The organism is Rhizobium sp. LC145 (genome assembly GCF_001005825.1).
Taxonomy (GTDB): Bacteria; Pseudomonadota; Alphaproteobacteria; order Rhizobiales; family Rhizobiaceae; genus Neorhizobium.
Genome location: NZ_LBHV01000005.1, coordinates 57310 through 69419, shown reverse-complemented (window position 1 = coordinate 69419; position 12110 = coordinate 57310). Strand labels below are relative to the sequence as shown.

General features: G+C 61.9%; 10 protein-coding genes. 9 read left to right on the top strand and 1 reads right to left on the bottom strand.

All coding sequences use genetic code 11. The features are described 5' to 3' along the window. The first annotated feature begins 94 nt into the window (after positions 1 to 94). Entirely contained in the window at positions 95 to 823 is a 729-nt protein-coding gene (gene aqpZ / locus YH62_RS15810; RefSeq protein ID WP_046795540.1) for an aquaporin Z, read from the top strand. A gap of 82 nt (positions 824 to 905) precedes the next feature. Here aqpZ and YH62_RS15805 read toward each other — a convergent pair whose 3' ends face one another. Next, complete coding sequence (locus tag YH62_RS15805; RefSeq protein WP_046795216.1) at positions 906 to 2210, bottom strand: MFS transporter; 1305 nt, start codon at positions 2208 to 2210, stop codon at positions 906 to 908. Positions 2211 to 2607: 397 nt separating this feature from the next. Here YH62_RS15805 and YH62_RS15800 point away from each other — a divergent pair, with 397 nt between their 5' ends. The 8 genes from YH62_RS15800 to YH62_RS15765 all read left to right on the top strand — a co-directional run bounded on the left by YH62_RS15800 (position 2608) and on the right by YH62_RS15765 (position 12076). After that, positions 2608 to 3534, top strand: a complete 927-nt coding sequence (locus tag YH62_RS15800) for a D-alanine--D-alanine ligase (RefSeq protein ID WP_046795215.1) — start codon at positions 2608 to 2610, stop codon at positions 3532 to 3534. Beyond that, a complete protein-coding gene (locus YH62_RS15795) occupies positions 3531 to 4451 on the top strand; it encodes a cell division protein FtsQ/DivIB (RefSeq protein ID WP_245282122.1) in 921 nt (306 codons plus the stop codon). The genes YH62_RS15800 and YH62_RS15795 overlap by 4 nt, the downstream gene beginning before the upstream one ends. Next, positions 4448 to 5779, top strand: coding sequence for a cell division protein FtsA (ftsA, locus tag YH62_RS15790; RefSeq protein WP_046795213.1), 1332 nt, complete (start codon positions 4448 to 4450; stop codon positions 5777 to 5779). The genes YH62_RS15795 and ftsA overlap by 4 nt, the downstream gene beginning before the upstream one ends. Positions 5780 to 5868: 89 nt before the next feature. Beyond that, the gene (gene ftsZ, locus YH62_RS15785) at positions 5869 to 7623 is read left to right on the top strand and encodes a cell division protein FtsZ (RefSeq protein WP_046795212.1); all 1755 of its coding nucleotides are present in this window, start codon (positions 5869 to 5871) and stop codon (positions 7621 to 7623) included. A 265-nt stretch (positions 7624 to 7888) separates the two neighbouring features. Then, a complete protein-coding gene (gene lpxC, locus YH62_RS15780; protein WP_046795211.1) occupies positions 7889 to 8842 on the top strand; it encodes a UDP-3-O-acyl-N-acetylglucosamine deacetylase in 954 nt (317 codons plus the stop codon). A 204-nt stretch (positions 8843 to 9046) separates the two neighbouring features. After that, a complete protein-coding gene (locus YH62_RS15775) occupies positions 9047 to 9913 on the top strand; it encodes an outer membrane protein assembly factor BamD (RefSeq protein ID WP_082118372.1) in 867 nt (288 codons plus the stop codon). Between the two features lie 17 nt (positions 9914 to 9930). Next, positions 9931 to 11604, top strand: coding sequence for a DNA repair protein RecN (gene recN / locus YH62_RS15770; protein ID WP_046795209.1), 1674 nt, complete (start codon positions 9931 to 9933; stop codon positions 11602 to 11604). Positions 11605 to 11710: 106 nt separating this feature from the next. Beyond that, positions 11711 to 12076, top strand: a complete 366-nt coding sequence (locus tag YH62_RS15765) for a hypothetical protein (RefSeq protein WP_137326501.1) — start codon at positions 11711 to 11713, stop codon at positions 12074 to 12076. Positions 12077 to 12110: the final 34 nt, after the last annotated feature.

Here is a 12110-nt window from a genome sequence, read left to right as displayed (position 1 = left end):
ATTTCGTCAATCTTGTTGCATAGTCATGAGGCAGTGACGACTCGTGCCCTCTCCCCGGCGTGAGCCGGAGGGGCACACTATGTGGGGGTTCTCGATGTTTAAGAAGCTTTCTGCTGAGTTCTTTGGTACATTCTGGCTTGTATTCGGGGGATGCGGGAGCGCCGTCTTGGCCGCCGCCTATCCCGATCTGGGTATCGGTTTTGTAGGCGTATCCCTGGCTTTCGGCCTCACAGTCCTGACCATGGCCTATGCCGTCGGCGGCATTTCCGGTGGTCATTTCAATCCTGCGGTATCGGTCGGTCTGACGGTGGCCGGCAGATTTCCGGCAGCTAGCCTCGTACCCTACATCATCGCCCAGGTGGTGGGGGCTGTGGTCGCAGCTTTCGTGCTCTACCTGATCGCTTCGGGTAAGGCCGATTTCCAGCTCGGCGGTTTTGCGTCCAATGGCTATGGCGAACATTCGCCCGGTGGCTATTCATTGACCTCCGCGCTGGTGGCGGAAGTAGTCCTTACAGGCTTCTTCATCTTCATCATCCTCGGGGCTACGGGCTCCAGGGTTCCGGCCGGCTTTGCTCCGATCGCGATCGGCCTCGCTTTGACGCTGATCCATCTGATCTCGATCCCGGTCACCAACACCTCCGTCAATCCGGCTCGGTCGACCGGTGTGGCGGTGGTTGCCGGAGGCTGGGCGCTCGGCCAGCTTTGGCTGTTCTGGGTTGCGCCGATCGTCGGTGCGGTGCTCGGCGCGGTGGCTTGGAAACTGGTGGATGATAGCGAAGAAGCGGCGGCTGCGAAGGTTACCGGGGCTCCACGCTCCGCTTGAAGAAGGCGCTCCGCTTAAAGAAAAAAGCCCGCGATACCAATGGTTTCGCGGGCTTTTCTTTTATCTTGAATCCGGCTTTGAGTTAGACTTCGTCCTTGCCGGAGAGCAGGATGCAGGCGAGCGTGATGACCGCCGAAAGGCCGAGATAATAGCCTACATAGGTCATGCCGTAATTCGCCTGCAGCCAGGTGGCGACATAGGGCGCCAGCGAGGCGCCGAAGATGCCGGCGAAGTTGAAGGTGATCGACGAGCCGGTATAGCGCACGGCGGTGGGGAAAGGTGCGGCGAGCGCCGTCCCGATCAGGCCGTAGGTCATACCCATCAGCAGCATGGCGAGCGCCGAGAAGGCGAAGATCGATGCTTCACCGCCAGTCATCAGCCCCGGCAGGAAGAACGAGAAGATGCCGATCAGGACGGTCGTGAGAATCAGCATCTCGCGACGGCCGAAGCGATCGCCCAGCTTGCCGATGATGGGGATGAAGATGCCGAAGACGATGGAGCCGAGGATCTGGACCTCGAGCGCCTCGATGAACGGCATCTGCAATATCTTGACGTTGTAGGAGAGCAGATAGGCCGAACCGATATAGAAGAGCACGAAGGTGGCGAGCGCCACGAAAGTGCCGAGCACGAGGCTGCGCTTGTGATTGCGGAAGAGTTCCGCGACCGGCACTTCCACGCGCTCCTGCCTGTCGATCGTCTTCTGGAAGGCCGGCGTTTCGGTGATCGAAAGCCGGACCCACAGGCCAAGCACGATCAGGAGGATGGAGGCCAGGAAGGGCACGCGCCAGCCCCAGCTCAGAAGCGCTTCCTGCGACATGAAGTGCAGCAGCACCCAGAACATACCCGAGGAGAGGAAGAGGCCGACCGGCGCGCCGAGCTGCGGGAACATGCCGTACCAGCTCCGCTTGCCGGGAGGTGCGTTCTCCGTGGCGAGCAGAACTGCGCCGCCCCATTCTCCGCCGAGGCCGAAGCCCTGACCGAACCGGCAAAGCGCCAGAAGCAGAGGCGCGGCCACGCCGATCGTCTCATAGGACGGCAGAAGGCCGATCACGACCGTGGAAATACCCATGGTGAGCAGGGCGGCCACGAGTGTCGTCTTGCGACCGATGCGGTCGCCGAAGTGCCCGAAGACGATCGCGCCGAGCGGGCGGGCGAAGAAAGCGATCGAGAATGTCGCGAAGGAGGCGAGAAGTGCGGTGGTCGGGTCACTGTTCGGGAAGAACAGGGTCGGGAAAACCAGCACTGCGGCCGTGGCGTAAACATAGAAATCGAAAAATTCGATCGTCGTGCCGACCAGACTGGCCGTCAGGACTCGTGCAGGGGAGTTCAATGCAACAGGTTCTAACGGCTCAGCGGACGGCGATACTGTCGGTATCGCATTGGTCATCGCTGTATCCAATTAAGAGGGATTGTAGGCGGCTCTTGGGAGGGCCGGGTCGGCCATAGCGCAATTTTTCGAAAACCAAAATAGAAAAGACGCAATAAGAGAAAAGAAAAAGCGCGCGATCGTGTCAGGAATCGCTCCGGCACATGCGCGGGCCCTGCCTTGAGGGATTCGACCGCTCCTGGCGGTTCCCATTTAAGGTCTCGTCTGAACGGTGCGGAATTTGCCCTTTCATTTCATTGGCTTCGGGTGCGTGGTTAACCAAGGTAAACGATTTGTTAACCATATTCGGGCACTAATGCAGCCATGTCTGAAGGGCGGCGGGAATCGCAATCTCCGGACAGGTTGACGCAAGAGCGGCAGCGTACAAGCGTGGTCCTTTTTTCTCGGGGAGTGATCGATGACTGACAAGCATGTGGCTGTTTTGATGGGAGGCTTTTCCTCCGAGCGGCCCGTCAGCCTGTCATCGGGAAATGCCTGCGCAAAGGCGCTGGAGGAAGAAGGTTATCGCGTCACCCGCGTCGATGTCGGTCGCGACGTTGCGGCGGTTCTTTCCGAACTGAAGCCGGATGTCGCGTTCAATGCGCTGCATGGTCCTTTCGGAGAGGACGGGACGATCCAGGGCATCCTCGAATATCTCGAAATTCCTTATACGCATTCCGGCGTGCTCGCCTCGGCGCTCGCCATGGACAAGCATCAGGCGAAACATGTTGCCAGGGCGGCGGGTGTTCCGGTTGCTGAGGCCAAGGCGATGAGCCGCTTCGATATCGGCAATACCCATCCGATAAAGCCTCCCTATGTGGTGAAGCCGGTCCGGGAGGGGTCTTCCTTCGGCGTCGTGATCGTCAAGGAAGATCAGTCTCATCCGCCGCAGGTCATTACCTCGTCGGAGTGGCGCTACGGCGATCGCGTCCTTGTCGAGCGCTACATCTATGGGCGCGAGTTGACCTGCGGCGTCATGGGTGACGTGGCGCTCGGTGTCACCGAGGTGGTGCCGGTCGGCAACGCCTTCTACGATTACGATGCGAAATACGCGGCGGGTGGCTCGAAGCATGTCATTCCGGCGCAGATTTCACCGAATATTTACCAAAAGATACAAACACTGGCTCTCAAGGCGCATCAGGCGATGGGTTGCCGGGGCGTGAGCCGCTCCGATTTCCGCTACGACGACCGTTTCTCCGAGAGTGGTGAGGTCATTTGGCTGGAGATTAATACGCAGCCCGGCATGACCCCGACGTCGCTGGTGCCTGAAATGGCCGCTCATGCTGGCCACTCCTTTGGTGAACTTGTCCGTTGGATGGTGGAGGACGCGTCGTGCTTGCGTTGATCGGCAAAAGGGCGGGCGGACCGCGCAGCCGTAATCGAGAGGCCTATGTGGGTGGTGAGGATCGTCGGGTTCTGCCGCGTCCGCTGCGTCGCGTCGTTCGCTTCTGTGTCAGCCTCGCGACTGGCCGCATCCATATCCCGGCGCATACCGGAACCGTTGCCACGTTTGCCTTTCTCGGCGCGACTGGTCTCTATGGCATGTCGGTCGGCGGGCATGGTCAGTCTGTTGCTCAGGCTTTGACCGCTTCGGCCGGGTTCGCCATCGAAGACGTTCGGGTTTCCGGCAACAACGAGACTTCGGAGATCGATATTCTCCAGCTTCTCGGGCTCGACGGCACGACGTCGCTGCTGGCTCTCGATGTCGAGGCTGCGCGCCGCAAGCTTTCGGAGCTTCCCTGGGTAGAGTATGCGGAGGTTCGCAAGGTTTATCCCAGGACCATCGAGGTCACCCTCAAGGAGCGTCAGGCGTTCGGGATCTGGCAGCACGGCTCCGAGCTTTCGCTGATCGAGCGCAATGGCAGCGTGATCGCGCCGCTGCGGGACAGCAAGTTCGCTTCCCTGCCGCTTTTCGTCGGCCGCGATGCGGAGCAGGCTGCGGCCTCCTTCGAGGAGGAGCTGGCCGGGTGGCCGGAAATCAGGCAGCGGGTGCGCGCCTATGTTCGCGTCGCCGGCCGCCGTTGGGATCTGCATCTCGACAACGGCATCGTCCTGAAGCTGCCGGAAAGCAACATCCACAAGGCGCTTGCCGTTCTCTCCCGCCTGGAGGCGGAGCAGGGGGTTCTGGAGCGTGATATCGCGGCCGTGGATCTCAGGCTCGACGACCGCACGACCGTGCAGTTGACGGCGAGTGCCGACGAGCGGCGCAAGCAGGCGCTCGACGCGCGTACCAAGGCACTCAAGAAGGCGGGGCAGTCATGAGCCTTTTCGGGTCTTCCCATTTCGGTCTGCCGCGCTTGAAGCCGCTGTCTTCCAAGCGCAGCCACGTGGTCTCCGTACTCGATATCGGCTCGAGCAAGATCGTCTGCATGATCGGTCGGCTGACGCCGCGCCAGGAAAGCGAAATCCTGCCCGGTCGCACGCATAGCGTCGAGATCATCGGCATCGGGCACCAGCGTTCGCGGGGCGTGAAGTCCGGCGTGATCGCTGACCTCGATGCGGTGGAAGGCGTCGTGCGGCTGGCGGTGGACACCGCCGAGCGCATGGCCGGGCTCACCGTCGACAGTCTCATCGTCAATGTTTCGGCCGGCCGTCTGGCGAGCGACGTCTACACCGCCACTATCGATCTCGGCGGACAGGAGGTCGAAGCGGCCGACCTGCGCAAGGTATTGGTGGCCGCCAGCCAGCAGTCGCGCCGCCAGGAGCGTGCGATACTGCATTCGCTGCCGACCGGCTTTTCTCTCGACGGCGAGCGCGGCATTCGCGATCCGCAGTCGATGTTCGGCGATATCCTGGGCGTAGACATGCATGTGGTGACGGCCGAACAGGCCATGCTCAAGAACCTGGAGCTCTGCGTCAACCGTGCGCATCTCTCGGTCGAGGGCATCGTGGCCACGCCTTACGCAAGCGGGCTTGCGGCACTCGTGGATGACGAAGTCGAGCTTGGCTGCGCGGCGATCGACATGGGTGCCGGAACGACGACGATCTCGGTCTTTGCAGAAGGCCGGCTCGTTCACACCGACGCCATCGGTCTTGGTGGTCACCACGTGACGACCGATCTCGCGCGCGGCCTGTCGACCCGCATCGAGGATGCGGAGCGTCTGAAGGTCGTTCATGGTTCGGCGCTTTCCGCCGGTGCGGACGAGCGCGACCTGATCTCCATTCCGCCGATCGGCGAGGACGATCGCGATCAGCCGACCCAGGTTCCGCGGTCGCTGGTGACGCGGATCGTTCGTGCCCGCATCGAGGAAACGCTGGAGCTCATTCGCGACCGCATCCAGAAGTCGGGTTTCAGCCCGATCGTCGGCAAGCGCGTGGTGCTGACCGGAGGAGCGAGCCAGTTGACCGGCCTTGCGGAAACCTCCCGCAGGATTTTGGCCCGCAATGTCCGAATCGGCCGTCCGATGGGCGTCTCGGGTCTTCCGGCTGCCGCCAAGGGGCCGGCGTTTTCGACGGCCGTCGGGCTGATGATCTATCCGCAGGTCGCGGAACTGGAAACACATGCTTCGCAGAGCGGGCTCATCGCCTCGCTCGGCAACGGGAACGGCCGGCTGGCTCGCATGGGCCAATGGCTGAAAGAGAGTTTTTGACGTGCCGGAGTGGCGTTCGGACGTCAGAGAAGAGTTGAACGAATTGGCCCGATTGGCGACGCGGCCAGAAAAAAGAAGGAACTGGTAACATGACCATCAAGCTGCAGAAGCCTGATATTACCGAGCTGAAGCCACGGATCACCGTTTTCGGCGTCGGCGGTGGCGGCGGGAACGCCGTCAACAACATGATCACCGCAGGCCTTGAGGGCGTCGATTTCGTCGTCGCCAACACGGATGCTCAGGCGCTCAGCATGACGAAGGCCGAGCGCATCATTCAGATGGGCGTGCAGGTTACCGAGGGTCTCGGCGCCGGCTCCCAGCCGGAAGTCGGCCGCGCTGCAGCCGAAGAATGCCTCGATGAGATCATCGATCACCTCTCCGGCACGCACATGTGCTTCGTCACCGCCGGCATGGGCGGCGGCACCGGCACGGGCGCGGCTCCGGTCGTTGCGCAGGCGGCCCGGAACAAGGGCATTCTGACGGTCGGCGTCGTTACAAAGCCTTTCCACTTCGAAGGCGGCCGCCGCATGCGTCTCGCCGAAGAGGGTATTCAGGAACTGCAGAAGTCGGTCGATACGCTGATCGTCATTCCGAACCAGAACCTCTTCCGTATCGCCAACGACAAGACCACCTTCGCGGATGCCTTCGCGATGGCGGACCAGGTGCTCTATTCGGGCGTCGCCTGCATCACCGACCTCATGGTCAAGGAAGGCCTCATCAACCTCGACTTCGCCGACGTTCGCTCGGTGATGCGTGAAATGGGCCGCGCGATGATGGGTACCGGCGAAGCATCCGGCCAGGGCCGTGCGCTGCAGGCCGCGGAAGCCGCAATCGCCAACCCGCTGCTCGACGAAACCTCGATGAAGGGCGCTCAGGGCCTGCTGATCTCCATCACCGGCGGTCGCGACCTCACCCTCTTCGAAGTCGACGAAGCCGCGACCCGTATCCGCGAAGAAGTCGACCCGGATGCCAACATCATCCTCGGCGCGACCTTCGACGAGGCGCTCGAAGGCCTGATCCGCGTCTCCGTCGTTGCAACCGGCATCGATCGCAACGCCAGCCAAAACGATCTCCACGCGATGGAAATGCGTGCGGCCGCCAAGCCGATTATCCGTCCTTCCGCGGCCGTTGCTCCGGCATCGGCCGCAGTGCAGCCTGCAACGATGACGCAGGCACCCAAGACCGTCGACCCGATTGCCGAAACCATCCGTCAGGCAGAGGCCGACATGGAACGGGAGCTTGCCATCGCCGCAGCATCTCAGCCTGCCGCACCGCAGCCCGTCATGCAGCAGCCGCAGCAAGAGTTCCGTCCGCAAAGCCGGATCTTCGCTGCCGCGGCTCCGGCCGAAGCTCCCGCACCGGCTCCGGTCATGAACCGTCCGGCACCGCAGCCTTCCGTTGCTCAGGCTCATCACATGCAGGCGCAGCCGGCTCCGCGGATGGCTCAGCCGTATCATGAGCAAGCTACGGCTCCTGTCTCGCAGGTCGTGGAGCCGGTCCGCATGCCGAAGGTGGAGGACTTCCCGCCGGTGGTTAAGGCTGAGATGGAGCATCGCGCTCATCCCGTGCAGCATGTTCAGGAAGAGCGTGGTCCGATGGGCCTCCTGAAGCGAATCACGAATTCGCTCGGACGCCGCGAGGACGAGCCGGTCAACGCCGACATGACTGCTCCGGCTCCGAGCGCCGCCTCCCAGCAACGCCGGTCGCTTTCTCCGGAAGCGAGCCTTTACGCTCCTCGTCGCGGCCAGCTCGACGATCAGGGCCGGGCGGTTCCGCGGGCGGCCAGCCATCACGATGACGACCAGCTCGAAATCCCGGCGTTCCTGCGCCGCCAGTCGAACTGAGAAACGTCTTCTCCGCTATTGCGCAAAGGCCCGGATCACGTATCCGGGCCTTTGTCATTGAAGCTTTCGCCCACGCCGAAAAGCAAAGCCGGCTTCGTGGGTTAGCAACGTTACAATCCGAAACGAACAGTGATTTGGAATGTCCGAAGCGGGTGCGTATGTAGGAGCCTGAAAAAGGGCCCGGAAAAGCAAGTCCTCAGATTGGGGTGATTACCGGGTGACAAGAATTCCGGCTCTCGGGCCGGCAAAAAGAAGGCAGTAAGTAATGACCATCGGACTACTTGGTTTCCAGACGACAATCGCCGCACCTGTCACCTTGACGGGAATCGGCGTTCATTCGGGAAGCTCCGTCGGCATTACCTTCCAGCCTGCGGAAGCCGGTACCGGCATCGTCTTCAGCCGTAACTTCGAAGATGGCAGCGTCGCCGAATATCGCGCGGTTTCCTCGCAGGTGGGCAACACCGATCTTTGCACCGTATTGGGCACTTCGCTGGCTCGCTCGGTTGCGACCATCGAGCACGTGATGGCCGCCCTCTATTCGCTCGGCATCGACAATGTCGTCGTGGAGGTAGATGGCGGCGAAATGCCGATCATGGACGGCAGTTCCCATCCCTTTATCGAGGCGATCGAGCAGGTCGGAATCGTCAATCTCGGCATCAAGCGGCGCTACATTCGCGTCGTGAAGCCGGTGCGTATCGAATCGGGCGCATCCTGGTCGGAGTTCCGTCCCTATGACGGCACCCGTTTCGAGGTGGAGATCGATTTTGCGTCCCCGCTGATCGGCCGGCAGACGTGGAAGGGTGACCTGACGGCGGCAACCTTCAAGCAGGAACTGGCCCGCGCCCGTACCTTCGGCTTCATGCGTGATGTCGAGCGCCTGTGGGCAGCCGGCTATGCGCTCGGCTCTTCGCTTGAGAATTCCGTCGTGATCTCCGACGACGATACGGTCGTCAACATCGAAGGCCTGCGTTTCGAGGACGAATTCGTGCGTCATAAGACGCTCGATGCCGTCGGCGACCTGGCACTTGCCGGCGCGCAGTTCATCGGCTGCTACCGTTCCTATCGCGGCGGCCACAAGATGAACGCCAATGCATTGAAGGCGCTGCTGAGCGACCCGACCGCTTACGAGGTGGTCGAGGCTCCGTCGCGCAGCCAGCGTGTGCGGGCAGGGGAGTTCGTGCCGGTCAGCATGCCGGAATTCGCCCCCTGGGCGGGTTGATAAGTTTCGCCGCAGTAGACCTGGCCGCTTCCCCGGAAGCGGCCTTTTCTTTTGTGTGGAAGTATTTGGATGTAGCCATTTGAGGCCTCAAAGGGTTACGAATGCCACAAAATTGCGTTAATGCGCCATCATTGCGTTGCTCTCTCTTTGCTTTTATGGCTAGAGCAGAGGGCTTTTAAGCGCGGGACGAGCGGGAAGTATCGAATGACTTATGCAAGGTCTGCTGGAATGCGTGGAACGGCGCGGTTGGCGCTCGTTTCGCTGATGCTCATGGGCGCCGGTTTCGGCGTGACCGCGTGCCAGTCCGACAAGGACATCGACATCACCAAGCTCGGCTTTGAAAGCGATCCGCCGGAAACCCTGTATAACCAGGGTCTCGCCAATATGAAGGCGGGCAACATCGCCGAAGCGAGCCGCAAGTTCGACTCCATCGACCGGCAGCATCCGTTCACCGAATGGGCGCGCAAGGCTCTGGTGATGAGCACTTTCAGCAAGTACCGGCTCGGCCAGAACGACGAGGCCATCAAGACCGGTAACCGTTATCTGGCCCAATATCCGCAATCCAAGGATACTGCCTATGTGCAGTATCTCGTCGGGCTTTCCTATTCCAAGCAGATCGCTGACGTGACGCAGGACCAGCGCGCTGCCGGCCGCACCATCGAAGCGATGAGCAAGGTCGTCAACGACTATCCGGATTCGGAATATGTCGAGGACGCGCAGGCCAAGATCCGATTCGCTCGCGACCAGCTCGCCGGCAAGGAAATGCAGGTCGGCCGCTATTATCTTGAGCGCAAGGAATACCTCGCCGCGATTACGCGTTTCCGCACCGTGGTCGAGCAGTATTCCAATACCAATCAGGTGGAAGAGGCCCTGGCTCGTCTGACGGAAGCCTATTTTGCGATGGGCATCGTCGAGGAGGCGCAGACGGCTGCTGCCATTCTCGGGCGCAACTATCCGGACAGCCAGTGGTATGCGGATTCCTACAAGCTTCTGCAGACCGGCGGCGTAGAGCCACGTGAGAACCGCGGTTCCTGGATTTCGCGTGCCGGGGCTCGTCTCATCGGCGCATAAGCCAAGATCGAGGAAACATGCTGATCCAGTTGTCGATCCGGGATATCGTTCTGATCGAGCGGCTGGATCTTGCCTTCGAATCCGGCCTTTCGGTACTGACCGGCGAAACGGGCGCCGGCAAATCCATTCTTCTCGACAGTCTTTCGCTTGCCCTCGGCGGGCGCGGCGATGGCGGCCTCGTTCGCCACGGGGAGGAGAAGGGGCAGGTGACGGCGGTCTTCGACGTTCCGCCGGGCCATGCCGCACGGCTGCTTCTGCGGGAGAACGGCATCGACGACGACGGCGACTTGATCTTCCGGCGCGTCCAGTCGGCCGATGGGCGCACGCGCGCTTCGGTCAATGACCAGCCGGTGAGCGTGCAGCTCATGCGCCAGGCTGGGCAGTCGCTTGTGGAAATCCACGGCCAGCACGACGACCGGGCGCTGATCGACACCGATGCTCATCGGACCTTGCTCGATGCCTTTGCCGGGCTCGGTGAAGATGCCCAGCATGTTTCGGGCCTCTATCGTTCCTGGAAAGATGCGGAAAGAGCCTTCAAGGTGCACCGCGCCAAGGTGGAGGCCGCCGCCCGCGAGGCGGACTATCTGCGTGCATCCGTCGAGGAGCTGGAAGCACTGAGCCCCCGTGACGGCGAAGAGGATGAGTTGGCCGAGCAGCGCTCGCGCATGCAGAAGGCAGAGCGCATCGCCGGCGACATTTCCGAGGCATCCGAATTCCTGAACGGCAACGCATCTCCCGTTCCGCTCATCGCCTCCATGGTGCGCCGTCTGGAGCGCAAGAGCCACGAGGCGCCGGGCCTGCTCGAAGAAACGGTCGAACTTCTCGACGCGGCGCTGAACCAGCTTTCGAACGCGCAGATGGAAGTCGAGGCGGCGCTTCGAAAAACAGAATTCGATCCGCGCGAACTGGAACGGGTGGAGGAACGCCTTTTTGCTCTACGCGCCGCCGGACGCAAATATTCGGTCGCGGTGGCTGACCTGCCAGCGCTGGCGGAGAAGATGGTTGCCGATCTCGCCGATCTCGATGCGGGCGAGGAAAAGCTTGGCGAACTTGAAAAGCTGGCCGCCGCCGCCAAGGCGAATTATGACCGGGCCGCCGTCGCACTTTCGCAGAAACGTCGCCATGGCGCAGATGCGCTTGCCGAATCGGTGATGGCGGAGCTGCCGGCTCTCAAGCTCGAGCGGGCGCGGTTCATGGTGGAGGTCACGAGCGATCCGGAGGCCGCTGCGGCCGAGGGCATAGACACCGTCGAGTTCCACGTTCAGACAAACCCAGGCACGCGCCCAGGCCCGATCATGAAGGTGGCTTCAGGCGGCGAACTCTCCCGCTTCCTGCTGGCGCTCAAGGTGGCGCTTGCCGATCGCGGCTCGGCTCCGACGCTTGTTTTCGACGAAATCGATACCGGAGTAGGCGGGGCCGTCGCGGATGCGATCGGTCAGCGGCTGAAGCGCCTTTCCGACAAGGTGCAGGTGCTTTCCGTGACCCACGCGCCGCAGGTGGCGGCGCGTGCCGCCACGCATCTCCTGATTTCCAAGGGCCCGGTAATGGACGGCTCGGAGAAGATCGCCACCCGTGTGGCGACCATGGAGCCGGAGCACCGCACCGAAGAGATTGCCCGAATGCTCGCCGGCGCTTCCGTCACCGAGGAGGCGAGGGCGGCGGCCAAGCGGCTTCTGGCGGGCAGCGTCTGATTTTTTTCCGATTCTTCGAAGACGAACATGAACTGGCCGTTTTGCCACGGTTCATGTTCGCCTGCCTATGTTCGGCACCTCGTCTTATTCGCTTACGGAGATGGCCATGGCCAGAATCTGCACCACAATGATCTTCAGCATCGCATCGCTTGCTGCCGCAGGCATAGGGCTGCCATCGCAGGCTGCTGCACAGGGAGTGGAATTCTACTTCGGTGACCAGCCGCCGGCCTATGACTATCGTGAATACCGGCCGGCTCCTCGGCCCCGCTACGAAGATCGCGAAATGGCCTACGAGGGGTGCAGCCCGCGCCGCGCGTTGCGCACTGCCAGACGCATGGGTATTTCCGACGCGCAGATCGCCCGGGAAGGCAGGCGTCGGGTCATGGTCGATGGTTACGACTACGAGACCCAGGAAAATGTCAGGCTCGTCTTCGCCAACGCGCCCGGCTGCCCGCTGATCGACCGTTACTGACGAACGGCCGGATTTTCCATCTTTCCAATTTGCT

Coding starts and splice junctions, on each gene's coding strand:
- aqpZ (WP_046795540.1), top strand. CDS start 95: ATGTTTAAGAAGCTTTCTGCTGAGTTCTTTGGTACATTCTGGCTTGTA.
- YH62_RS15805 (WP_046795216.1), bottom strand. CDS start 2,210: ATGACCAATGCGATACCGACAGTATCGCCGTCCGCTGAGCCGTTAGAA.
- YH62_RS15800 (WP_046795215.1), top strand. CDS start 2,608: ATGACTGACAAGCATGTGGCTGTTTTGATGGGAGGCTTTTCCTCCGAG.
- ftsA (WP_046795213.1), top strand. CDS start 4,448: ATGAGCCTTTTCGGGTCTTCCCATTTCGGTCTGCCGCGCTTGAAGCCG.
- ftsZ (WP_046795212.1), top strand. CDS start 5,869: ATGACCATCAAGCTGCAGAAGCCTGATATTACCGAGCTGAAGCCACGG.
- lpxC (WP_046795211.1), top strand. CDS start 7,889: ATGACCATCGGACTACTTGGTTTCCAGACGACAATCGCCGCACCTGTC.
- YH62_RS15775 (WP_082118372.1), top strand. CDS start 9,047: ATGACTTATGCAAGGTCTGCTGGAATGCGTGGAACGGCGCGGTTGGCG.
- recN (WP_046795209.1), top strand. CDS start 9,931: ATGCTGATCCAGTTGTCGATCCGGGATATCGTTCTGATCGAGCGGCTG.
- YH62_RS15765 (WP_137326501.1), top strand. CDS start 11,711: ATGGCCAGAATCTGCACCACAATGATCTTCAGCATCGCATCGCTTGCT.